Source organism: Niabella soli DSM 19437 (genome assembly GCF_000243115.2).
Taxonomy (GTDB): Bacteria; Bacteroidota; Bacteroidia; order Chitinophagales; family Chitinophagaceae; genus Niabella; species Niabella soli.
In genome coordinates this window covers 2,072,902-2,098,000 of record NZ_CP007035.1, presented here as the reverse complement: position 1 = coordinate 2,098,000, position 25,099 = coordinate 2,072,902, and the positions used below count along the sequence as shown (strand labels likewise).

Genomic DNA, 25,099 nt, shown 5'->3' with positions numbered 1-25,099 from the left:
ATTTAATAGTCTGAAAATGCTATCGAAAAATGAATATCAGCCCATAGCTCCCGCGGTATGGGAAGGAAAAAAGGACGGAACAGCAACTTCGCATCAGCGCTGGGGAGAAGTGGTGCAATTCCTGGACCTGAAGGAGAAATTGCCGGATTTGAAAAAAACATTTGTGCTGATCGGGTTTCCCTGCGATGAAGGCGTCCGGCGGAATAACGGGCGAATAGGGGCGGCCGGGGGACCGCAGCAGCTCCGTGCTGTATTAAAGAATCTGCCTGTTCATCATGCCACCGGTATAAAAATCTTTGATGCTGGCGACGTGCTTTGTCTGGAAGGCAATCTTGAAGCCGCACAAGATCAATTGGCAGCGGCCGTTGGATCTGTAATCAGGAACGGTGGCTTTCCTGTTGTACTCGGTGGTGGGCATGAAGTAACCTATGGTCATTTTAAAGGGATACAAAATAGTAGTGCTGCAACTACACAAATTGGAGTAGTCAATTTTGATGCACATTTTGATCTCAGGGAACCCGGTAATAACCAAGGTAATTCAGGTACCGGGTTTTACCAGATAGCAATGGATCTGAAAAAGAAGGAGCAATCATTGCGCTACCTGCCTATTGGTATTCAGCGGATCAGCAATGCCCAAAAATTATTTGATACAGCCGATGCTTTCAACGTTAATTATATTGAAGCCTTTTCCCTGACTGAAGCGAATCTGCCTTCTGTCTTATCCGAACTGCAGCGATTTTTAGACTCCGTAGATCAGGTTTATCTCACCATAGACCTGGATGTATTTACCGCCGCCGCAGCGCCGGGTGTAAGCGCTCCCGCCTTTAACGGGGTTGCAATCGGTCCTCCTTTTTTCACAATGCTGCGCAGAATCTGCCGATCGGGTAAACTAGTATCTCTTGATATTGCTGAACTAAACCCGTTGTATGATCAGGACGATCGGACAGCAAAGCTTGCTGCGGCTATCCTGTTTGATGCGCTGCTTGAAACTGACCTGTGAGGTTTATAATAATGAACCGGTATCAAAATTATCATAATGGACTTATGGATTCTCCTTCATTGTGATCAAAGCAGGCGGAGCGCTCGTTAGCTAAGAGCAATAGCAGGCCTGGCGTTGCTTTCGAAATGGATCGTGCCGATGGCACTCAATCTCCTATATTTGGCTCATTACTTCGGAATAAATTCCGAAGTTACCTGAAGAACGCAAGCCTCTGGCTTTCTGTCACATTGAGCATATGATTAAACTAGTTGAAACCTCCAGACAGTGAACGTTGAAGAGGCGTAGCCTCGGTTTAATGGGTTAACAAGGAACTTTAGTTTCTTGTTAAAAGCGCGCAACTAAAAATAGAGAGCCATCGGCTCGGCCTATAAGTTGATCCTGCAGCGATACTCCATTAGTCAATCAGCATCACAAGTATTTTAATAAAATGGATACCGGTTTATTATAAAGCCTCACAGGTTTTGGCTTGGGGATTCAAGTGTAATTAATCTGCAAGCAACACACCCGACACATTCCAGGAACTAAAACTGGTACCCTCCGGCTTCCCCTGCGGGATCTTTACCTGTAGGGTGTGCTCGCCTGCGGCGAGATCGCCCAGTTCAATTAAGAACGGGTTGGTAACCGTGCCGGGGCACCAGTTGGAACGGCTGAGGTCAGAGGAGGAAAGCCCGTTATTGAAATTGCCCGATGCGGGATTGTATAACCGGTAGGTGCCACAATCCTGGCGCCAGGGGATCATACTGAAAACAATCTTCCCGTCCATTAAAATGGTATTAAGCCTGGGGACAAATTCATCGCCACCTCCCCAGCCTCCATGACCAGTGGTAACATAGCGCAGGTGTACGTTCTTTAAAGGATTGGCTAAAGTAAATTGAACCGTAATGCCTTTATCCGTATCAAACATCGTTGCATATTCCTGTCCGGCCATTTCCATTGCATTTAAGGTGTTGAACAGCGGAACAATGTGCGGTCGCAATTGTGCGGGGCCGTCATGATGCACCGTTATATTTGCCGTGATCTTATGCCCGCCTTTATCATAATTACCGATGAAAACACCGATGTACACCTCCTTATTGCTGAGTAGCGGAATAAAATCAGTAATATCCTGCCGGTAGGGAGCGGCCTCCTGCCATTGTTTTCCTTTTATTGCATTTTGATTGAATTGCTTGATGCCAAAGGGCGTGAAGAAACGCATCAACTCAATAAGCGGATTATAATCGGGGGTTGCAATCACTCCCTGATATTTTTTCCCATTTCCATTGGTGTAAATAGGTAAGGTATTAACGCCGTTTTTCAGTCCATCTAAAAAAGATTGCTTTTTATCTACAGGGATCAAAAATACTGTTCCCGTACGATCGTAAGCATCGCCGTTGGATTGTTCTGTAACATCAAGAAAGGCGCTGCTGCCGCTGTCGATCACCGGCATTTTTATTTTTTTTACCACAATCGTTCCGCTGGCAAAGCGCATAATGTCGCCAGTGGATTTAGTGGTGTCCGAAAAGTTGATGACCTGATGGGTAAACAAAGGGATGGTGGTAAACCGGCTTTTCCAAATTGCATCGCGATAGCTCAACAAGTCTGTTTGGTGCGCCGGGGTCTTCACAAAGGACGGCAATTGCAGTTTTTGCTTTTCTATTTTTTCTGCAGTAATGCTGCTGTTCCCGTTCCGGGTCATTTCCAGCACCAGGCCGAGGTTTTGTCCCAGGGCGGAGGGGGCTCCCTTCACCGGGAGCTGATCCGTATACCACAATTCCATCGTGTTGGATCTTACAATGGCTTTGGCTTTTTTACAGGTATACCCCAGGATCGTTTTTGTTTCATTGCTGAACTCAAATTGCTGGTTGCGCAAGGAAGTGTCTGTTGTTGAAATAACGTTTTGCGCACCCAGGAATGCCAGTAGTTCCAGCTCGTTTTTTTTATGATCTGCAACGGATACCTCAAAAGGGTACGGTGATTTTTTTGTGAAATCTTTTTCGTTGGTTATCAGGGTTTGGGTAGCGCCTGCGAACACCCATGTTTTATTTTGATGCTCCCGGGTTTTTCCGTTAAAACTGGAACTGTACGTAATCTTATACACTTCATTGTTATCGAGGTTTAACTGGGCGTTTGCTCCAAAAGCCTGAAGGAGCAGGATCATAAACAGTATTTTTTTTAGCATACGTTTCAGGATTTTCTTGTGTAAAGATAAAGGCTGATGCGTTATGCTCTATCAAGGCTAAAAATGTGCAATAAATACAAAGGAAGCAAGCAATTTCGAGGAACACTACTTGCCGTAAAATGCGTTTGTTTTTTCTCTCACTTTTTTTCCCGATAAATCGGGAATAAAAAAGTGAGCAATCCCGAAAGCTTTCGGGACTTGTTCTCAAAAAAGCAAATCCTGCCTAATTACCGCAAATCGGATCAGGCTTATACGAGTCCGGCAGGAACGGAAAACTCTGCGCTACAGGCTTGATTATGACGCCTTCCCACAGTTTTTGTGCTTCGGGAATCGCCTTGCGGCGTCAAAATCGCTATTCCGCTTGATTTTCCCTTTTGCTGTCTTGCGAACGACCTTCTAAGAAAGATTTCTTGTGGTTTATCTTTTCATTTTCATCGGAGAGCTCTTTATCCGGGCGATTCCATAACGCAATGGAATCTACAATAGACAGACGGTTCGGGGGCGCCTATTTTTTACGCAGCGACAGCTTCTTTTCAATTGATCATTCCCGGAATCCCAATAGCCATCGCATGTGCGTCAAGCTAAGGAAGGCGACTCAGGCGCTGTAAGCGCCGCGTGTTTATAGTAGTCATGATCATCTACGCAACGCATCGGCTCCGTCAGGTGCCGCGTAAACACGGGGCGTCCTACGGAGCCCGAGCAAATACCATTGCGATTGCTATAAACACAACGCTCCTAACGGAGCGAAAATGGCTCAAATGCTGGTGTAGTTGCAGTTTCAGCAGATTGAATGTCGCGCTTAGCTTGACGCACATGCGATAGCCATCGGGACAGCGCGGTAAGGGACCTACGGCGTGGAGGAAACAGCAACTTCAACTTTTCCCTTCAATAAAACCTTGAGGTCACTTTTCGATTTGTGTTTTCGTGTGCGTGGGCGGTCAAACGGCCGGAGGCATTCGTTTGATCCTGCCCTTTTTGCTCTACTTTTTGGTCCCGAATGCTTTCGGGAAAAAAGTGGAAAAAAGAGAGCATTCAACGCTTAAAGAAACGATATTATACTACGATTCCCAAAAAAATGCCGTCAAGCTATAACCCGGCTTTTCGATAATTCCATTGCGCATTTTCATACTGAATGAAGTATTAATCAAAAATTTGCTTTTATTACCCGCAATACATTTCCGCCGAGGATCTTGTCAATGGATTTTTCAGAATAACCCCGGCGTAACAGTTCCGCCGTGATCGCCGGATAGCAGCTTACGTCTTCGAGCCCTATGGGAACGGAAGTGATGCCGTCAAAATCCGAGCCGATCCCGACGTAGTCGTCACCCACCAGTTTTACGATATAGTCGATATGATCGACCACATCAGACAGGGTTGGCCGCAGGGGCTCCGTCTGTTCCTTGTAGTAATGCGCCCATTGTTTTTTTGTTTCAACAGAATCATGCGTAAGGGCATACACAGAGTCTGTGAACTGTTTATCATATTGCAACAGTTGCTCTGATTTAGCTGCATATTTTTTACTGATGAAACCCGAGAAGAAATTAATGCAGATGACCCCGCCATTTTTTGCCACAGCTTTTATCTGGTCGTCTTTCACATTGCGGAATACGGGACAGATGTTATACACCGAACTATGCGATAAAATAACGGGCCTGGTGCTGGTGGCGATGGCGTCATAAAAGGTTTGCTCACCAGTATGGGAAAGGTCTACCAGTACGCCCAGTTCATTCAGCTTGCGTACTATCGTCTTGCCGAAATCCGTCAGCCCCTTGTGTTTCAGGGTATCGGCATGTAAGGTTTCGTCCATAGCGCTGGTAGCCCAGGGAGTACTGTTGTTCCAGGTAAGGGTAAGATAGCGCATCCCTCTTTTCTGTAACGCTATCAGCTTGTTCATATCGTTTTCGATCATATGCCCTCCTTCCACACCAATAAGCGCAACGATCTTTTTTTCACGGATGCCTTTCATGATGTCCTTATAAGATCGCGCCAGCACTATGGATTGGGGGTTCCTTTGGATCAATGCATCCAGCGAATCGATCTGGTCATTGGCATCGGTAAATAAACCCAGTTTACTGCGGGGCTCGGGGTCGGTAAACACGGAAAAGAACTGAACATCCAGCCCGCCTTTTTTCCAGCGGGGAAAATCGGTCTGCCCCTCGGGTACCGGCCGGGAAATGTCCTTTCCATTCCAGATTGATGAATAGATGACATCATTATGTCCATCTACCAGGATGGCTTTGCTATGAATGGTTGCCGCATTTTGCGCCGTTACTAAAACAGGGGTGAGGCAAATCAGCCCAATGAGCAACCGTATCGGGTTAAATAAATTCATGCAATGAAGATAAAAATTATACCGCTTGTAAGTCTAAAATAGTCCGGATTCTGTTTCAATATGTATGTTATCTGTATTAACTTTTCTTTATTTATCTTTCTAAACCTATTTTTATTTATAGAAAACGAAGTAATTTGTGGGATGAAATCAATTGGTAAAGCCTTTATCGGCGGCTTGATGCTGGGCCTGCCGTTTATAACAACTGCTCAAACCCTGCAGCAGTTGGAAGCGAAAAAAATACAACTGCCTAATGAGTGGTCGCTAACGCCGGCAGGCACTAATATTACGTTGGGGGACCTTCCGTTAAACCTGGTGATAAGCAATAGCCGCAAATTAGCGGCAGTAACCAATAACGGGCAAAGCACACAAACGATAGACCTGATCGATATCAAAAGTCAAAAACGGCTGGACAGTATCATTATCGCCAGATCCTGGTACGGACTGGCTTTTAGTGGTAACGATCAGTTTATTTACGCTTCGGGCGGGCATAATAACCAGGTGGATCGTTACGAGATAAAAAAGAACAGGCTGGCCTTAAAGGACTCTTTTGTATTGGGGAAAAAATGGCCCAATAGAATTGGTACTGCCGGGCTGGATGTGGATGATAAAACAACCAACCAGTTGTATGTGGTTACCCGGGAAGACAGCAGTCTTTATGTGTTTGATCTGAACACCAAGAAAATAAAGAATAAGATCGGGTTGGGGGCAGAAGCGTATGCCTGTAAATTATCTCCGGACAGGAAGCTCCTGTATATTAGTGTTTGGGGGGATGCTAAAGTGTTGATATGGGATGTAACGGCGCAGAAAATAGCCGCCCAGATCCATGTGGGCAGCCATCCGAACGAAATGACATTAAGCAAGAACGGGAAATTATTGTTTGTTGCCAACGCCAACGACAATAGCGTATCGGTTATAAATACCGAAACCCGTGCGGTTGTAGAAACGCTGAATGCCGCATTATATCCTAATGCGCCCAGCGGCTCTACCAGTAACGGGGTGGCGCTTTCTGAAGATAACAAAACGTTATATGTAGCTAATGCCGATAATAATTGCCTGGCGGTTTTTGACATAAGCAATACCGGCAACTCCGTATCGAAGGGATTTATCCCGGTAGGTTGGTACCCCACCAATGTAAGGGTGGTTGGGAACCAGTTGCTGGTAACCAATGGTAAGGGGCTGTCTTCGTTGCCCAATCCTTACGGGCCCAATCCAACCCATACAAAGGAGTCAGTGGCAAGGCATAAGGGAGATAACAACCAGCCTGCAAAAGTGCAATACATTGCCGGGTTATTTACCGGCACATTAAGTTTTATTCCCACGCCCACGGCACAGCAGCTCGCCGTGTATTCGCAGGCCGTTTATAAAAATACGCCGTACTCAAAAGATAAGGAACTGATCGCATCGGGCGAGGCAGGTAATCCCATTCCGATGAAAGTGGGCGGGGCTTCCCCGATCAAATATGTTTTTTATGTGATCAAAGAGAACCGCACGTTCGACCAGGTTTTGGGCGATGTGGAAAAAGGCAATGGTGATACCAGTCTTTGCATCTTTGGCAAACGGATCACCCCCAACCTGCATAAAATTGTAAACGATTTTGTGCTGCTGGATAATTTTTATGTAAATGCTGAAGTGAGCGCGGACGGGCATAACTGGAGCATGGGCGCTTATGCAACCGACTACCTTGAAAAAACATGGCCTTCCAGCTATGGCGGTCGCGGCGGTACCTATGGCGGAGAGGGCGAGCGCAAGATCGCCAACAACAGGGATGGATTTATCTGGGATCATGCCAAACGGAATAAAGTATCTTTTCGCACGTATGGTGAGTTTGCTGACAATGGAAAAGCAAACCTGGAGGTGTTGAAAGGGCATTTTGCTACCTATACGGGATTTAATTTGTCGGTAGCGGATACCACGCGTTTTCAGCAATGGAAAAAGGATTTTGATTCGCTGTTGGCGATCCATGCACTGCCGCAATTGTCAACTGTACGTTTCGGGAATGATCATACGGAAGGCATGCGCGCGGGAAGACATACGCCTTATGCCCATGTAGCAGATAATGATCTGGCCGTGGGTATGTTTATCGACTATATCAGCAAGAGCCCGATATGGAAGGAGTGTGCGATTTTTATCCTGGAAGATGATGCGCAGAACGGTCCCGATCATGTGGATGCGCATCGCAGTACCGCTTATGTGATCAGTCCCTATGTAAAAAGAAATTATGTGGATCATACGATGTATTCGACCACTGGAGTATTACGGACCATGGAACTGATCCTGGGAATGCCGCCAATGACACAATATGATGCCGCTGCAACACCGCTCTGGCGCAGCTTTACAAGTAAAGCGGATTATACAGGGTTTGATCACCTGCCGGCAAATGTTAATCTGAGCGATCGAAATCCCTCAAAAGGCAAACTGGCGCTAATGAGTGAAAAATTCAACTGGTCCGAGGAAGATGCCGTGCCCGACCTGGTATTTAATGATATTTTGTGGATGGGCCTCAAAGGCACTCCGGCGCCTTCCCCGGTACGCGCAGCTTTCCTGCAATTTAAAGAAAAGAAGAAAGATGCGAGGAAGGATGATGACTAATAATGTGAAAATGTGATGAATGTGAAAGTGTGCTAGTGTTAAGTCTAGTATATAATGTCTGATGCCACGAAGACACGAAGGCTCCAAGAATAATAAATTAGTGGCTTAGTGCCTTTGTGGCCTAATAAAATGCGCTAGTTTGTAGTTTCCTAAGCCTCATTACTCACATTTTCATATTTCCACATTTGCCTTTGCTTTCTTCAAAAACCGTAGTGTCAAAAACAATGCAGAAAAGCTGAGGCCGGCGATCAATCCCAGCCAGATGCCCACACCGCCCATATCAAAGTGAAAGGCCAGTAAGCAACCCACAGGAATTCCCAGTACCCAGTAGGCGATCGCAATAAAAAATGTGGGAACGTTTACGTCCTTAATCCCGCGTAACAGCCCGGCGCTGATGGCTTGTATGGAATCGGAGATCTGGAACACAGCCGCCATTAACAGGAGGGTGGCTGCCATAGAAAGTACTTCGGTATTAGTATTAAAAAGATGAGGTAGCTGATACCGCAACAGGATGAACAGCAGGCAGCAGCACGATCCATAGATCAGCGCCAGCAGGATCGTGCTTTTGCCGATCACCGAAATGCGTTTCAGATCGCGGGAGCCAAAAGCGGTACTTACCCGGATAGACCCTGCCTGCGACAGGCCCATCGACACCATAAAAGTGAACGAAGCGCAACTCAATGCAATCTGATGGGCCGCCTGGGTGGTGGCACTGATCGTACCCATGATGATGCCTGAGAGCGCAAAAGCACCGGCTTCCATCCCGATCTGCAAGCTGCTGGGAACGCCTATTTTCAATAATTGTTTTATGGTGCCCCATTGTAACCGCCATTGATTCCTGGCAACCGCCATATAGGGCTGAAAAATACGGTGCCTTAAAATGACAACGGCCAAAATAATAAAGATGAGGGTACGCGTAATCAGCGTGGCATACCCTGCGCCGATCAGCCCAAAAGCCGGAATACCGAAGTGCCCGTAAATGAACACCCAGTTCAGCAGCGCATTTAACGGAACGGCCACTACGGAAAGCGTCATGGCTGTTTTAGTGTATTGCAGCCCGTCTGCAAATTGTTTTAAGGTCATAAAAAGGATCATCGGGATAATCGATAATCCCATGATCCGCATCAGCGGTACGGCGTAGGCTACTACCTGCGGATCCTTCTGGTCGAGATGATTCAGCACCGGGGTGCCGGCGATTAAAATTCCTGAAATAACAAAAGCGGCAATCGTGCAAAGAATAAAACCGTTGTAAAGATAATGGGAGATGAGCTGCCGGTCGAACCGCCCTTTTGCCAGCGAAACCATCTGCGCTACAGAAATGGTAATACCAATGCCTAATACAAAAGGAATATTGATCACGTTCAAAACCAATGCCGCAGCCGCCAGCTCTTTATATCCCAATGCCCCGATCATGGCGGTATCAACAAGATGCAAAGATATCTGGGCCAGCTCTCCCAGGATAATAGGAAAAGCGAGATGCAGGGTTCTTTTCGATTCGGTCTGGTAATTCATGCGCGGCAAAATTAACGCTCCCGGGGCAGGGTTGACCGATAAATTTTTCTAATGGTGCAGAAAGCCACTGAGGCACAGAGGGTTTTCAGTGTTTCTGCGTTTCAGTGGCAATTCCGCTCCGAGGCTTTGCGCCAGGAGTGCACGGGGAATTCGTCTTTATTAGGATAATAGATGCCCTATTTGTGTATTCTGTACAACGAAATCGTTTAGACTGATTTTAAACCCCGTCCGAACGGAGTTCATCCGGGCGGACACATAGCCGCAATAGAAATCATAGCGTTTAAGGCGGCATAGAATCCCCGCCACGGCGGGGAACATAGCTAATGTGTTTTATGTCCCCTGTTATCTATGTGGTTTAAAAAATTTCGTTGTATCCTTAAATTATGGCGCAACGCAGAACGATGGAACTGTGTCCGCCTCTGGAGGATTTGTGGCAGCTTTTGGATTTTTGCGTTCGCCCTGGTTCCCGAGGTTGAATCGGCATAATTTTTATACTTTTAGGGGATGCAGAACGCAGAATGCTGAATGCTTAATGCAGAATGCAGGAGCGCTAAGGCATTAGGCGTTGCGCGTTAAGCATTACGCATATAATAACCAGCATCCGTTTAACTAATAATAATGAATAACGACATAAAAGCAGTACAGTTACGCAGGCATAAAACACTGGCAACAGGTTTGTTTTTATTGATGATGCTTGTTTTTATTGGGTGCGTATATCTTTTAAAAACCAGTACAGCGCCCTGGATCGGGTATGTGAAAGCCTTTGCAGAAGCGGCAATGGTGGGCGCTTTGGCCGATTGGTTTGCCGTTACGGCCTTGTTTCATCATCCCCTCGGGCTTCCCATTCCGCATACGAACCTGATCGAAAGCCGGAAAAAAAGTATCGGCGCGAACCTGGGCAATTTTGTGGTGGATAATTTTTTAAACGCAACTACGCTCCGCCCTTATATCGATAAACTGCAGGTGAGCGCTTTTATTGCCGGTTGGCTGGGGAAGGAGTCTAATGTGGCATTATTGGTATCGGAAGCAACACGGCTGATCAAACAAATGGCGACAACCGCAGACGATACAATCGTTACTGATTTTATTGCAAAAAAGGCAGGAGGGCTGGTAAACGATATTAAATTGAATGAAGTGGTTGCCAATGGGCTGCAGCTCGTAATAGCGCGGGGTGACCACGAGCGGGTATTGAATTTTGTGGTAAATAAGGTGCGGCAATATGTGCTCAATAATGAAGACCTGATAAAACAGAAAGTAAAGCAGGAAAGTCATTTTTTAATTCCTGGCTTTGTTGATAATTATATTGCAGAAAAACTTACAGCGGGTATCGCCAAGTATCTGGATGAAATTGAAAAGGATCCAACGCACAAGATCCGTAATGACGTAAATAAACAATTAGAGCTCTTTGCCTCAGCATTAAAAACGAATCCTAAATGGGAAACGGAATTAAAAGCGTTGAAAGAACAATTGCTGCCGCCAGACAAATTAAAAGAGTACGCTGCGGCGATCTGGAAAAGCGTGCAAATGAGTATTATCAATGATCTTTCCGCAGAACATTCAGCGCTTAAAAATTATTTTACAAGGTCGGTTCAGGATCTTGCCCGTAATTTGCAACAGGATGAAGTGTTGAGAAACCGTATTGACGGGTGGATCCGCTACAATGCCTACACGTATATTTTAAGAAATACGAAGCAGGCGGGTGCGCTCATCAGCAATACCGTTGGCAATTGGGAAGGAAAGGAGTTGAGCAGTAAACTGGAGCTGGAAGTGGGCAAGGATCTGCAGTTTATTCGCATCAACGGAACATTGGTTGGCGGACTGGTGGGATTGCTTATTTATGCAATCAGCAAACTGATTTAAAATGGAATTGAACGAAAAATATACAGAAGTAGTGTTTACGAACGTTACCGCAGCAAGGGCAGATTTACTAATAGCGGCACTTGCGGAAAAAGCAGACGGCTTTGAAGAAGGCGAACTTACCGTAACTGCTTTCTTCAGCAGTAATAAAATTGATAACGAAACGCTGGATCATTTGGCAAAAGAACTGGAGTTGCGTTATGAGGTAAAAGAACTGGCAGCCCAAAACTGGAATGCGTTATGGGAATCAAATTTTGAACCGGTGCTGGTGGACGATTTTGTTGCCGTGCGCGCCTCGTTCCATCCGCCCTTTCCCGCAGCACAACATGAGGTTCTTATCAATCCTAAAATGAGCTTTGGCACAGGGCATCATGCCACTACCTGGTTAATGATGCAGCAAATGCAGACCATCGATTTTAAAAATAAATCGGTATTCGACTTTGGCACCGGTACCGGCATTCTTGCCATACTTGCAAAAAAACTGGGAGCGGCATCCATACGGGCTACCGATCTGGACGAATGGAGCATCGCCAATGCAAAGGAAAATTTTGAAATAAACGATGCCGCCGGTATTGAACTGATACTTTCTGACAGCGCCAATCAGCAAAGAACATTTGATGTTATTTTGGCCAACATCAATAAAAATATTTTACTGGCCACTATTCCCCAATTAAAAGCGCAATTGACGCCGGGCGGAACGTTGCTGCTGAGCGGTCTTTTGGCAAGCGATGAGGTAGAAATGACGACATTTGTAAAAGCAGCGGGACTAATTTTAACAAATACTATAGTAAAAAATAACTGGTTGTGTATCAGGTGCTACGCACAAAAATAGCATTGAGTGTTAATGAATTATTAAGGCGCTATTGTTTTTTATCATTACCTTTGCCCCTCACTTAGCCGGATATACATGAACTATGTACTACTCTTTTTATTAGCGTATTGCCTTGGTAGTATTCCTACATCAGTTTGGGTAAGTAAAGGTTTTTTTGGGATTGATATAAGAGAGTATGGAAGTGGTAATGCAGGCGCCACCAATACCTTTCGGGTGCTGGGCCCCCGCTGGGGATCCTTCGTGATGATCTGCGATTCGCTAAAGGGGTTTCTTGCCGTAAAGCTGGCCACCTTTCTGCCGGAATATGCCAATAATGAAATCATCTATTTAAATATTCAGTTGATATTTGGTATGGCCGCGGTATTGGGTCATATATTTCCTATATGGGCTAATTTTCGTGGTGGAAAAGGCGTGGCCACCCTGTTCGGGATTATCATTGGGATAAGCCCCTGGACAGCGCTGGCATGCTCTGGTGTGTTTTTATTAGTGCTGTACCTGACCCGTTTTGTATCTTTAAGTTCTATTCTGGCCAGCCTGGCCTTCCCGTTATTTATTTTGGTCATCTTTAATGTAGACAATCACTTTTACAGGGTCTTTGCCGTTGCAGTAGCCTTACTGGTGATTCTTACCCATCAAAAGAATATCGGGCGCATCATCCGGGGTGGCGAAAATAAAGTTCCTATTTTTAAAAACAGGGACCGCCGCCGGCAGCAACGCAACAGCCGAAGTCTTTAAGCCTTTCTTTTTTTAAGTTTGTTCCAATACCAATACTGGCCTGATTTTGGTACCCTATAAGTTTTTAAATCAAAATTAAATGTGTATAGCTATGCTTAAAAATGCGCTTTTTGTATTAGCCGGCGCTACTTTATTTTATGGATGCGCCACAAATGCGGTCACCGGCAGAAGTCAGATGAAGTTATTGCCCGAATCTCAGTTGCAGCAAATGGCCGTTACCGAATATCAGTCCTTCCTGTCAAGCAACAAGGTAGTTACTGCTTCTTCCAATAACAGGGATGCGGAAATGGTGAACCGGGTGGGGCAGCGGATCATCAATGCTGTGAATGCCTATTACCGTCAGAATAATCTTAGTAATGATTTAAGCGGGTATCAATGGGAAACCCGGCTGGTGCAAAGTAATGAGGCCAATGCCTGGTGCATGCCCGGCGGCAAAATTGTGGTGTATACAGGCTTGCTGCCCATTACCCAAAATGAAGCGGCCCTGGCCAATGTGCTGGGGCATGAAGTAAGCCATGCGCTGTTTGGTCATACCAATGAGCGTATGAGCCAGGGGATGGCAGCGCAGTTTGGTACCAATATACTGGATGCTTTTGCCGCTAACAAAACATCGCCGGGGGTAAGGCAGTTATTTGGCGCGGCGGTAGGCGTAGGCTCCCAGGTAGGCTTGCTGGCCTTTTCCCGCAAGCAGGAGCTGGAGGCCGATCATTATGGCATAATATGGGCCGCCATGGCGGGCTATAATCCACAGGAAGCCATTGGATTATGGCAAAGAATGCAGGCCAAAGCCGGCAGCGGATCAACGCCGGAATTTTTGAGCACTCACCCCGGGCCAGAGCATAGGATAGAGCAATTACAGAAATTTATGCCGGAAGCAATGAAATATTATCGCCCGGTAAACAAGTAATTATTTATAAAGCTATTATGGCCCCCGTTGTACGCAACAGGGGCTTTTTGTTAAAGATTTGTCCGAAACACTTTTTTTTTGTACTTTTGCACTCTGATTGTGCAGGTGTTTGCCAAAAAAGATTATTGTCAGATTTTTTAATAAACCCCTTCAGAGTTCTTATGATTCAAACAGTGTTCGAAAAACTACAGTACGCAGAAGAAAAAAATCTCTTAATCCAAGGACTTCCGTCTTCAATCGAAAAACAGTTCAGTAAATTATCATTTGCAAAAAACATGACTCCCTTGCTTCGTTCAAGGAAGCTGGACTTTGCATTGGTGTTTGCAGTGAACGAAAACCAATTGAATGGTATTCTGAATGATGTGATGCCTTCTTTGAAAGAGAACACCAAGTTTTGGGTGGCACATCCCAAATCGACCTCAAAGATCGTTACTGATTTAAACAGGGAGCGTAGCTGGTGCCAACTTACGGACCATGGATATTCGGGAAAGGATAGTGTGGAGCTGGATCATGTGTGGACGGCCACCCGGTTTGAGAAGTGTTGCGAAAATGAGCGTACCGCAGGTACTTCCGTTAAAGGTAAAAGAAGAGCAGAGCTGGTATAAGCTGTAAAGCAGACCGGCGTTCAAAATTGTTGATACCCCATGCCAATAAAAGGTGTGGGGTTTTTTTGTAACGTATAATTTTGCGGCCATGGAATTCATAAGGCCTGATTAGTATGGGAGTAAAAACATATTACTTATCTGGGTTTAGGTCGATAGTCGTTGGGATGCTATTGATTGCTATGGGCATTTCTATGTCGTTTATAGGGTTTGATCCGGGCGGTTCTTTTTGGGATAACTTTCAAGCCATGGTTATTGATTTCAGAAGTCCAGCATTTTTTTTGGTTTCCTTATTGATGTTGATCTTTAAAGTAGGATTTATTATTATGGGTTATTTCTCTTTGAAATATAGGGGAAAGGTGCTACGCGCTAAGCTTGACGACAAGGGTTTTTATTACAAAGAAATTACCGGAAGCAGCAAAATGGAACGAGTGGCTTTCGATTTGAATCCATTCGTATTTGTACCGTATTCCGCGATCACCAATATTGCCTATACAGAAAGTTTTTGGAAAGGCGACGCTTTGGAAATTGAAACACTGGCCGGACGAAAAAAACTGGTTACTTTAAATGTATTATCCAGGAAAGAAAAAAGAGAAATATACGATATCCTAAAGGAACGAATGAATAAAGGTGCCGGCAACGGCAAGCCCGGGGGAAGTAAAAACAAAAATTTTGTAATCCTGTAAGCACCGCTGATCCGGAAATTTTTTTATTTTCGGTTAACCTTCTAAAACCTCCATATGGAAACAATCCCTTTAAACAATTCAACACTCAGCCGGTACCTGAAACCCCATTCGAAAAAGTACCGGATAGAAACAGTGAACCGGTTTTGTTATGAAAAAGGACGAAACCCGGTAATGATAAAGGTTTCCGGCAACGTGGAGTATGAACAGCAGCTTGCAGCGGATGCTGTTTATACGGCCATCGGGTGGAGTGATATAAAAGGTGAGACAGACCAACCGGCAATGGAACAGCAATTGCAGCAGATGCTGTCCCTGGCTGCGATTAACCGGCGACTGGTGTTTAAAAGAAACCGGAATGGAGAAGTGCTCGAAATGGCTAACAGGGAAGAAGTGCTGGCGGACTGGCATTATTGGGTGCAGCATGAGTTGGCCAAAACCTTTACGTCCACCCGCGAACAACAAAAGTTTGTCCAGGCATATCAGTATGATCTCAACAACCTGGAGCAGGTACTCCGGAATAATTTTCAGTACTCCCTGCTGCTGCCGGAATTTTTGGGTTTTAATGAGGTTAAAACGCCGGGAAACTGCACCCGACCTTATATACAGCACTCACGGCTACTGGAAGAGCAGCTTTATGAATATGCCTGGCACACTGATATATTGAATGACGAAGCATCGGAGTTTCACATAAAACTAAATGCGACCCTCCTCAATTTCGATGAAGTGGCCCGGCAAAAACTGGAACAGGTTTATTCCAAAACCCGGCATAACTCCATCGATAATTTTGATTTTAATCTTTCTGTTAAATATATTTTTAAAAAATACGATGGCAGCATTACTGCCGCAAAGCTCTGCTTTGATGAGCGGATCCATGAGCACCTGCACTATCAGATCCGGATGACGCTTGAAAAAGTATAACGCTATTTTTTATTAAAATCACCTGCGTAAATCAGCGTGGCTTTCGCCGGATCGATATATTTTTTCAACGCAGCGTTTACATCTTTAAGGGTTAACTTTTTTACCTTGTTCTCATATTCTGTAAAATACGTCAGGTCCTTTTCATCCTGCATGTAAGAAGAAAGCAGGTAAGAAAGATAATTATCAAAACCCAGGTTGGTCTTCCGTTGCTGCAACCAGCTTTCCCTCGATTTTTTTAGTTCCTCTTCTTTAAAGCCCGCGCTGAGCGCCTTATTGATCTCTTCATGCAGGGCGCTGTCCAGCTTATTTTTATACATAGGATTAAAGATGGCATACACGCCCCAGGTAGAAGCCGCGTATTTATAATTGCCAGACAGGTAGGAGCCCGCGCCATAACTCATGCCGTCCGTTTCCCGGAGGCGTTGCGGGATACGGGACGAAAGGAAGGCGCCGCCGCCCAACAGCTCATTGGCCATTTCAAGCGCCGGAAAATCGGCATCAGATTCCTTAACCGGCAGGTTCAATGCTCCCATGCAAACCGCATTTTTCTTATCCGTAACATTGATGGCTTCGAGGCTGCCTTTTACATCAAAATATTGATCTGTAATTTCTTTATAGGCTTGTTTGCTGTTAAATGCCGCCAGGTTTTTTTCCAGGAATGACACGACCGCCTGGTTATCGATAGCGCCCGTAAAAGCTGCAATAGCATGGTTAGCGCCATAAAATGCCTGGTAGAAATTCCGGAGGTCATCTACGGTTACTTTTTGAAGATCAGTCAACGCTTCGCTGATGCTGTTTGGATAAAAAGGATGCCCCTTGGGGTAGAGCGACGTTTTTTTGCTTACCGCGTTGGATGCAAGGTATTGCGGATCGCTTTGGTTAGATTCGTACTCTCCTTTAAGATCCAGCACCATTTTGTCAAATTCATTTTTATCAAATGAAGGATGTAGCAAAATGTCGGCCAGCAGTTCCAGGGCAGGATTCATGTTCTCCTTGTCCGTGCTTATGTTTATGGAAACGGTTTGCGCATTGCCCGAAATGCGCAGGCTGGTCTTTAACTTATCCAGCAGGTCATTGATCTCTTTTTTGTTTTTGCTCGTCGTACCATTTTTAAGCATGCGGGCAGTTAACTCGGGTACCAGTCCCTTGTTCATTAGACTTTGCTCGTCGCCTAGCTTCAGCGTGATCCGTGCGCTGATCTTATCGCCTTTTGCCGGCTTTTTCAGCAGCGCATATTTCAGGCCATTGGACAAGGTGCCATATTGAGTGCTCTTTTTAATGTTGTCAATGCTGGCATCAAAGCTTTCTGTTTGCGCAGTAACCGCTTTTCCCTTATAACCTTTTACGAGAGCTGCAATGTCCGGGCGGTTGTTAACCGCAACCCGGTTTTTCTCCGCTTCTTTGTCGGGAATAAATACACCATATGTGCGATTGCTGGGGAGATAATATTTTTTTAGAACACTTTGCACATCCGCTAATGTTAATTTTTCCAGCCGGTCGCGATATATATAAAATAGCCGCCAGTCGCCTGCGCCAATGATTTCCGTCAGCGCAACACAGAAGCTGATCGTATTATTTTGTGTATTGAAAAGCTGTTTGGACAACGCGTTTTTCGCCCGCTCCAGGTCCGCTTCTGTAATAGCAAGGGCGGAAATGCCATCGGCGCTGGCCAGGAACGCCTTTTTAGCGCTGTCGAGATTTTGGCCCAGCGGCACATCGCAACTGAAATAAGTAAAACCGGGATCATAGAGTTGCTGGCTCCAGCCGGAAACCTTGGTAGCGAGTTTTGTGTCGACCAATGCCTTGTAAAAAACACCGGAAGGATTATTGGTCAAAATTTCAATGGCGGCATCATTGGCTACATAATCTTTATCGGAATACGCGGGCGTGTGATACCCAAGACCTACATATTGCATATCTCCGTTGCGGCGCAGCTCCACAAAACGTTCTCCGTCCTGTGGTGGTTCTACGGTGTACGGCGCGCGTAATACCCGCTGTGGTTTGGGAATAGCACCAAAATAATTTCCGATCCAGGAGAGCGTTTTTTTCTCATCAAATTTTCCTCCTATTATTAAAGTGGCATTGTCCGGCTGGTAATATTTTTGATAAAATTCTTTCAGGTTGCCGATGGGTACCTGTTCAATATCTTCTTTACTTCCGATGGTGGATTTGCCGTAATTATGCCACAAGTACATGGTGGAAAGTACGCGCTCCATCAAAACGGAGCCAGGATCGTTTTCCCCCGCTTCAAATTCATTACGGACCACAGAAAATTCTTTCTGCAGATCTTCGTTTCGCATCAGCGAGTGCACCATGCGGTCGGATTCCATATCCAGTGCCCAAAGCAGGTTACTGTCTGTAGCCGGAAGGATCTCGAAGTAATTGGTCCGGTCGTACCAGGTGGTCCCGTTTGCCGAGGCTCCTTTGTCGGCAATAGTTTGTTTGATGCTGGAGAATTTTTTAGAGCCTTTAAAAAGCATGTGCTCCAGTAAATGCGCCATTCCGGTTTCACCGTATCCTTCGTTGCGGGAACCGACATGGTATACGATATTTACGATAACATTTGTTTGCGCTGCATCCGGCACTAATAATATTTGAAGGCCGTTCGGCAGACGGTATTCGTTCACACCTTCCACAGCCGTTACAAATGTGGGCTGATTCCCTGTATTAGTTTTGGGTTTTACCTGGGCATGAAGGGTGCTTATAATAGTGATAAGGCAAATAAGCAGGAGTTGATTTTTTTTCATAAAAGCAATTTTCTTTGCTTAAAAATAAGAAGAATACCGGAAAGCGCGACCGGCATTTTTATTGTGCCTAGCCCGTCAGCCCACGCGGCGGACGCCAGTCGGACGGGAATGAATCATTAATACTGAACCGCCATCAAAATTAACATTATTGTCCTTCTATGGGTAGCCACTACGCGGCACGTTCAATCATTATAATATATGGTGCTGAAAACGGGTAATGCCGAAGGCATTATTCAACGGGGTGCTGATGCAAAAAGTCGTGAGGCGAGACCATTTCGTTTGTTTTGTTCGGGAGGAACAACCTATTGGTAGACTGGTTACAACCACAGATCGTTTGGTGTGCCATAGGTACCCTTTAAGAATAATTTTGATTCCGGCTCATTATAAGACGGATGCGAATATGCCAAGACATTAAAAGTATGATAATTGCGGTAGCAGGAATCCTCTCCTCGTATTCTAAGATCATTAAATAGAATAGTATAGGACGCGTTTAATCTTTCTTCCGGATAAACTCTTTATACCGGTCGTTAATATAGGCAATCATACTGGGGCGGTCAAGCATACGGGCCATATCATAGGTGGGGCGGTATTGGTAAAGGAATAAATGCAGCGAATCGCCTTTTAATCCGGTGAGCTTGCTTACCCACATCGGCGAAAAAACATAGTCGATATAGGCATCTTCTTCTTCCTTCTTCAATCGCTTTCTAAACTGCCGGGTCTTTTTGGCCCTTTTTGAAAAATAACTGATCGGACTTAAGACGAGGCCAAAGCCTGCTTCCGGGGTATTGCCGCCGGTAAGGCCGGGCTGTTTTTCATAAATTTTAGCATAATCGCCCCTGCGGCGCAATGAATCCAACTGGTAACTGGAGGTTACGGTTACGTTCTTCAGCAGCTTGCCATCAACTGTAAGCCCAACGTCATAGCCCGTTTTTAACAACTGTTCTTCAACTTTTACCGTATCACTTTTTAATCCGCTGGATGAGAATACGATTATATCCTTATTGGAGGCCGGAATTTGATAGGTGCCGGCAGAAGTGGAAACCGAAGATTGCCGGGTATTCAGGTTGGTTATGGTGGCGCCGGGCACGGGCGTATCATTGCTGTACAAAAATATATTTCCTTTTAAATAAGTTTTTGTTTGGGAAAAAGCAGTTGCAGCAGACAGCAATAAAATAAATATGGTTAAAGCACGTAACATCTGGATTAAAAATAAAAAGGCTTTTTATTATACCGTCAGTGACTGATCCAATCTTTTGTTAAAGCTGTCGGATGCTATTTTGTATTAAAATATTCGCCCTGGATGATCTTATAAATTTTAATAACCTGACCGGTGTTCATTCGGGAAACAGACCAATGAAGTTTATTGAAGATATTAATGCTGTCTGTGTGGGCTGCTGCATTGTTTAGGGGAACCACATTATAATCGACATCTGTTCTTTGCCGGTTGCCAATGGTTATTTTTGCCATATTCGGTTCTACCATTGTTTTTTTATCGGGGCAGTCTTTTAAACAAACATCCTGCATGATCTGCGTACTCGAATTGGGATCGATCATGATCTTGTCAAACTCATAACGAATAAGTGTATCTCCCTTTGGAGTAATACTGCCGTTTATAAACTGGATGGTTACCGGGTCGGGAAGCGGGTTTTCATAAATGGTGATCAATTGGTAGGAGCCGGGCGCCGCATCTTTATTCTTCTGACAGCCGGTACACACCCATAATGCCAGGAATACAAATAAAAACGGTATGGCCACATTGTCATTCTTCATTTGCGCTTTTTAAACAAAATGCTGGAATGTAACACCCGCTCATCAAATAGAAACCCCGTCTCTATCAAATTTCCGAAAAAATCTGCTATTTTGGCGAATTATTTTTTACAATAATATTAAGTCAATATGAAGCAATACCTTATTGCCGGAACCCTCCTGTTTTTGGGGATTACCGTGCGGGCACAGGAGAAAAAACTGTTTACCGCCAGCGATTATGACCGTGCGGTCAGCATGATGTCCGGCGGTCCCGCAGCAAAAGCCTACGCCAAACAAAACATTATGCCCCAGTGGCTGCCCGATGGTAAATTATGGTTTAAAGAACCAGAAAGCGGAAAGTATATTGTTATGGATCCGGCCGTAAAGGGCGGAAGCAGGACCACAACGGACAAAGCACCTTCGGAGGAAAAGAATTTGGGCAGAAGAAGGGCCGCGGCTGCGTTTGCGGTGTCGCCCGACGGAAGAAAAGCGGTTTACATAAAAGATTGGAATCTTTGGGTAAAGGACATTACCACCGGCACGGAAAAACAACTGACTCGCGATGGCATGGAAAACTTTGGTTATGCAACGGATAATGCCGGGTGGAAACATTCTGAAAGCCCCATCGTGCTTTGGTCGCCGGATAGTAAGAAGGTTGCCACGTATCAGCAGGATGACCGGCACCTGCATGATATGTACCTGGTGCGCACCAAAGTAGGGGCGCCCGAACTGGAAAAATGGAAATATCCGCTGCCGGGAGATAGCAGTATTGCGAAAATTCATCGGGTAATAATTGATGTGGAAACGGCTGCCACCGTTCGTTTAAAAATGGCGGCGGATGAGCACCGCGGCACGCTGAGCGACGACATCGCAGTGGATGGAAGTCTGGGGGATAACCAGTGGGGCGGCAACAGTAAACAGCTCGCTTTTGTTTCTGTTAGCCGGGATCATAAAGTAGCAACGTTCCGGGTCGCCGATGCGGCATCCGGGGAAGTAAGAACAGTAATGGAAGAAAAAGTAGCCACCCAATATGAATCCGGGCAGGGGAAGATCAACTGGCAGTTTATGCCCGAAACAAATGAACTGATCTGGTATTCTGAGCGCGATGGCTGGGGGCATTTGTATTTATATGACCTTACCTCAGGGAAATTAAAAAATCAAATAACAAAAGGCGATTTTGTGGTAACCCAAATGCTACGCGCCGATGGTAAAACTCGCAAAATAATCTTTGAGGCGAAGGGCAAAGAACCAGGGGAGAATCCCTATTACAGCCACTTCTATAAAATTAGTTTCGATGGAAAAGGGTTGCAGAACCTTACGCCTGAACCCGGCAACCACCGGGCAAGTTTTTCTCCGGATGGCAATTATTTTGTAGATAATTATTCTACACCAACGGTTCCACCGGTGATCAAACTTAAAAATACAGCGGGCAATACCCTCGGTGAGCTGGGAAGTATAAAGCCGGAGACACTGAAAGCTGCGGGCTGGGTGGCGCCGGAACTGTTTTCTGTAAAATCGGCCAATAACCAGTTTGATCTTTATGGGTTGCTTTATAAACCCAGCCGCCTGGATGTTTCAAAAAAATATCCCGTTGTCGTTTATATTTATCCCGGCCCCCAGGGCGGAAGTGTGGGTAACTGGTCCTTTAACGTGGCGGGCGGCGATTTCCAGGCATTGGCTGAACTGGGATTCATTGTGGTACGTTTGGAGGGAAGCTGTAATCCCAATCGTTCCAAAGCGTTTCATGACGTCTGCTACGGCAATATGGCCGAGAATACCTTGCACGACCAGATTGCAGGGGTGAAGCAACTGGCGGCAAAGAACGGGTTTATGGATTTAAACCGCGTGGGCATCTGGGGGCACTCAGGTGGCGGATTTGCAACCGCTTCGGCACTATTTAAATTCCCCGAGTTTTTTAAAGTGGGCATTGCAGAATCCGGCAACCACGACAACCGCAATTATGAAGACGATTGGGGCGAGCGGTATATTGGCCTTGAAGCAGGCGATAATTATGCAAAACAGGCGAATGAATTGTATGCAAAGAACCTGCAGGGAAAGTTATTATTGGTTACCGGGGGCATGGACGACAATGTGCCGCCTTACAATACCTACCTGGTTGTGGATGCCTTAATTAAGGCCAATAAGTCGTTTGACCTGTTGGTAATACCCAATGCCCGCCACGGTTACGGAGAGGATTCTTATTACATGATGCGCCGGCGCTGGGATTATTTTGTTGAAAACCTGCAGGGTGCGGTGCCTCCAAAAGATTATAAAATAGAAGTGAAGTAAAATAAAATGGGATGCCAAGTAAAAGCGACGGGGTTCTTCAATCCCGCCGCTTTTTTATTGCTCCGGTGTGGGGCTGACTAAAAAGCCCGTTGAGAACCCGTTGTCGTTCTAAACTGTTTCAGAATCTATTGAGCATCACTCGTAAATTTAGATGTCGGACCATCCCGATGGCTATCGGGAGGCATGACAATGAGGGCTTTTTTTGCCGGCCCCGGCCTGTTTTGTCGCTTATAGCAACACTCCGGGGAGGATAACTTTTGCTATTGTTTTTGTACGCTGCTTTTTGATTCTATATGGATCTCGACCGGGACTTCCTGGCCCATGGCGTTGACGGTACCTTTGAGGTGCTGTGTGATATCTGTATTTTCAGGCATCCCGGTTTTATTGTCAATCTCCATCGTGCCTGCGCTGGTTCCGTTAAGCGTAATATCCATGGTCATTCCCTGTTGTTCGAATTTAACACTTCCGTCAGTGCCGGCTTTTCCGTCAATTTTAAGGGTACTTTTATCGCCGTCAATCTTAACCAGGGTATAGTTGTTTTGAAGTGTCATTGCATAAGGGCTTGCGATCTTTGTGGTCGATGTCCAGGTGCTGCCTTGTTTTACCGGCTCATGAGGATAAAATTTAAAAAGCTGTTCAAAAGAGCTTTTTAACGCGCTTTCAGAAAATAACCGGTTAAGAAGCTCTTGTGTTTGCCGGTTGCCGGCGCTCGCTTTAGCGGCAATTTTATCAGCCCCCTTTACACTTTTCACTGTTCCATCGCTTCCGACTAAAACCGTGACTTTTGATCCTTTAACGGCTCTGAAGGCTTTGCTGCCCTGGTTAGTGGTGTCCGCACTCTCACTGTCAAAATTCATTTGCTGACCCATTGCTTCCATGGTCATATTGATCTTGTTATAAGTAATATCAAGATTTTTATCCGGAGCGGCATCGGCAATTTTATAAGTTAAATCTGTATTACTGGTACTGTTGATCTCCATGGTTTGTCCCATAACCGTCTGGTTTATTTTCATAACCGCCCGGGTTGTATTCAGGTAACTACTTCCGTTTGCCGGATTAAATTTTAGCGTGATGGTTTGCGCAAAAAGGACCGTGCTGCTTATTGTAAATAGCGCACCGATAGTTAAAAGTGTTTTTTTCATTATTTTGTTTTTGGGGATTTATAAGGTAGAAAGCAACTTTTCATTCAGGGTAATATAATCCGGGTTATGCTTGTCTGTAGCCTGTTGCTTTGATTTTTCAGCAGCGGCTTTTGCTTCTTTTTTCCTTCCGGCCTTTGCCAGCGCCCTTGCATAATAATACTGAGCCCAATAGGCTTCGGGTTGCGCTGCTACTGCCTTGCTGTACCATTCCACCGCTTTGGTAATGTCTTTATTGTTGTCGTAATAATAGTTGGCTGCAGCTAAATAAGCCGGTTTGTCTGATCGCATTGATGCGTCTATGGAAGCCATAATGCGTGCATCAATGGCGGTTTTAACCGGAACAGCAATCAGCACTTTCCCCCATTTCAATTGCAGTTCTGCGCTGGCAGGGGTTATATTCGCCAGTTCAATAGTGAAGGTTTCCGTGGAAGTGGCGGTAACGACCGGTTTTATATTTAGGCGAACCACATCGTCTCCTTCTTTATATACCGTCGGATCCGATGTGACGTCGGTTTGTTTCGTTATAATGACCACCCATGTGTTGGGTGCCGGAATGGTAAGCAAACCATATTTTCCTGCTCCGATGGTTTTTCCTCCGATTATTATTTCATCACTCACGGTAAGTGTGGTGGCGCTGTTGGCGCCGGTACGCCAGAGTTTTCCGGCGGGGGCAACATCAGTGTATACAGATCTTCCTTTCAACCCGGGGCGACTGTAACTCCATTCCAGTGTGCCGAGTCCGAAATCCTGTTTCACTGTTTGCACGGGGCTTGCTGCAGGAACTTTAACCTGGGCTTTAGCCGTCAGCAGGGTCCCCGTAAAAAAGAATAATGTCAGAATACGTTTCATAGTAAATGTGTTTGTTGTTGTGCTTACGAAAATAGTGTATTATTCTTCACCCGGTGGATCGATTGGAAATGGCCGTCAGTTTTTTGATAGCGGTCAAGAAACACAACAGGGAATATCCGGGATGCGCCCATAGCTTGTTAAAAAAATAATTGCTCCTGTCCTGCAAATGAAATTTCGTATGGGTGGTGTTAAATAGGGCGT

Annotated in this window: 18 protein-coding genes; 10 read left to right on the top strand and 8 right to left on the bottom strand. The window is 45.5% G+C overall.

The window, feature by feature from the left end:
• Window positions 1-16: 16 nt before the first annotated feature.
• Complete coding sequence (gene hutG / locus NIASO_RS08950) at window positions 17-1,000, top strand: formimidoylglutamase (protein ID WP_008584215.1); 984 nt, start codon at window positions 17-19, stop codon at window positions 998-1,000.
• 484 nt (window positions 1,001-1,484) lie between these two features.
• Here hutG and NIASO_RS08945 read toward each other — a convergent pair whose 3' ends face one another.
• Both NIASO_RS08945 and NIASO_RS08940 read right to left on the bottom strand, forming a co-directional pair.
• Entirely contained in the window at window positions 1,485-3,137 is a 1,653-nt protein-coding gene (locus tag NIASO_RS08945; RefSeq protein WP_245605248.1) for a GLPGLI family protein, read from the bottom strand.
• A 1,165-nt stretch (window positions 3,138-4,302) separates the two neighbouring features.
• Window positions 4,303-5,490, bottom strand: coding sequence for a dipeptidase (locus NIASO_RS08940; protein ID WP_008584219.1), 1,188 nt, complete (start codon window positions 5,488-5,490; stop codon window positions 4,303-4,305).
• Window positions 5,491-5,631: 141 nt separating this feature from the next.
• On the opposite strand from NIASO_RS08940, the gene NIASO_RS08935 reads away from it, so the two are divergent.
• Window positions 5,632-8,079 (top strand): bifunctional YncE family protein/alkaline phosphatase family protein, encoded by a 2,448-nt coding sequence (locus NIASO_RS08935; protein ID WP_008584222.1) that lies wholly within the window; start codon window positions 5,632-5,634, stop codon window positions 8,077-8,079.
• Between the two features lie 171 nt (window positions 8,080-8,250).
• Here the strand turns inward: NIASO_RS08935 and NIASO_RS08930 are convergent, their stop codons facing one another.
• Window positions 8,251-9,591: an MATE family efflux transporter gene (locus NIASO_RS08930; RefSeq protein ID WP_008584224.1), complete on the bottom strand. Its 1,341-nt coding sequence runs from the start codon at window positions 9,589-9,591 to the stop codon at window positions 8,251-8,253.
• A gap of 618 nt (window positions 9,592-10,209) precedes the next feature.
• On the opposite strand from NIASO_RS08930, the gene NIASO_RS08925 reads away from it, so the two are divergent.
• The 7 genes from NIASO_RS08925 (at window position 10,210) to NIASO_RS08895 (ending at window position 16,125) form a co-directional block, all read left to right on the top strand.
• Window positions 10,210-11,451, top strand: a complete 1,242-nt coding sequence (locus NIASO_RS08925; protein WP_008584228.1) for a DUF445 domain-containing protein — start codon at window positions 10,210-10,212, stop codon at window positions 11,449-11,451.
• A 1-nt stretch (window position 11,452) separates the two neighbouring features.
• Window positions 11,453-12,280: a 50S ribosomal protein L11 methyltransferase gene (gene prmA, locus NIASO_RS08920; protein ID WP_008584230.1), complete on the top strand. Its 828-nt coding sequence runs from the start codon at window positions 11,453-11,455 to the stop codon at window positions 12,278-12,280.
• 75 nt (window positions 12,281-12,355) lie between these two features.
• Window positions 12,356-13,015 (top strand): glycerol-3-phosphate 1-O-acyltransferase PlsY, encoded by a 660-nt coding sequence (gene plsY, locus NIASO_RS08915; protein ID WP_008584232.1) that lies wholly within the window; start codon window positions 12,356-12,358, stop codon window positions 13,013-13,015.
• 91 nt (window positions 13,016-13,106) lie between these two features.
• On the top strand, window positions 13,107-13,922 hold the full coding sequence (locus NIASO_RS08910) for a M48 family metallopeptidase (RefSeq protein WP_008584234.1): 816 nt from the start codon (window positions 13,107-13,109) through the stop codon (window positions 13,920-13,922).
• Between the two features lie 275 nt (window positions 13,923-14,197).
• Window positions 14,198-14,527, top strand: coding sequence for a hypothetical protein (locus NIASO_RS08905; protein ID WP_245605247.1), 330 nt, complete (start codon window positions 14,198-14,200; stop codon window positions 14,525-14,527).
• A 164-nt stretch (window positions 14,528-14,691) separates the two neighbouring features.
• Window positions 14,692-15,210 (top strand): YdbT family protein, encoded by a 519-nt coding sequence (locus NIASO_RS08900; RefSeq protein WP_071842258.1) that lies wholly within the window; start codon window positions 14,692-14,694, stop codon window positions 15,208-15,210.
• Window positions 15,211-15,264: 54 nt separating this feature from the next.
• Window positions 15,265-16,125, top strand: a complete 861-nt coding sequence (locus tag NIASO_RS08895) for a hypothetical protein (protein WP_008584239.1) — start codon at window positions 15,265-15,267, stop codon at window positions 16,123-16,125.
• 2 nt (window positions 16,126-16,127) lie between these two features.
• On the opposite strand, the gene NIASO_RS08890 is transcribed toward NIASO_RS08895, so the two are convergent.
• From NIASO_RS08890 to NIASO_RS08880, 3 genes are all read right to left on the bottom strand, one after another.
• Complete coding sequence (locus NIASO_RS08890; RefSeq protein WP_008584240.1) at window positions 16,128-18,872, bottom strand: M16 family metallopeptidase; 2,745 nt, start codon at window positions 18,870-18,872, stop codon at window positions 16,128-16,130.
• Between the two features lie 490 nt (window positions 18,873-19,362).
• Complete coding sequence (locus NIASO_RS08885; protein WP_008584242.1) at window positions 19,363-20,070, bottom strand: peptidase associated/transthyretin-like domain-containing protein; 708 nt, start codon at window positions 20,068-20,070, stop codon at window positions 19,363-19,365.
• Window positions 20,071-20,144: 74 nt separating this feature from the next.
• Window positions 20,145-20,642 (bottom strand): hypothetical protein, encoded by a 498-nt coding sequence (locus NIASO_RS08880; RefSeq protein WP_008584244.1) that lies wholly within the window; start codon window positions 20,640-20,642, stop codon window positions 20,145-20,147.
• A gap of 126 nt (window positions 20,643-20,768) precedes the next feature.
• On the opposite strand from NIASO_RS08880, the gene NIASO_RS08875 reads away from it, so the two are divergent.
• Window positions 20,769-22,907, top strand: coding sequence for a S9 family peptidase (locus tag NIASO_RS08875; RefSeq protein WP_008584246.1), 2,139 nt, complete (start codon window positions 20,769-20,771; stop codon window positions 22,905-22,907).
• 260 nt (window positions 22,908-23,167) lie between these two features.
• Here NIASO_RS08875 and NIASO_RS08870 read toward each other — a convergent pair whose 3' ends face one another.
• On the bottom strand, window positions 23,168-24,049 hold the full coding sequence (locus NIASO_RS08870) for a DUF6263 family protein (RefSeq protein WP_008584248.1): 882 nt from the start codon (window positions 24,047-24,049) through the stop codon (window positions 23,168-23,170).
• Between the two features lie 18 nt (window positions 24,050-24,067).
• The gene (locus tag NIASO_RS08865) at window positions 24,068-24,898 is read right to left on the bottom strand and encodes a DUF2911 domain-containing protein (protein WP_008584250.1); all 831 of its coding nucleotides are present in this window, start codon (window positions 24,896-24,898) and stop codon (window positions 24,068-24,070) included.
• Window positions 24,899-25,099: the final 201 nt, after the last annotated feature.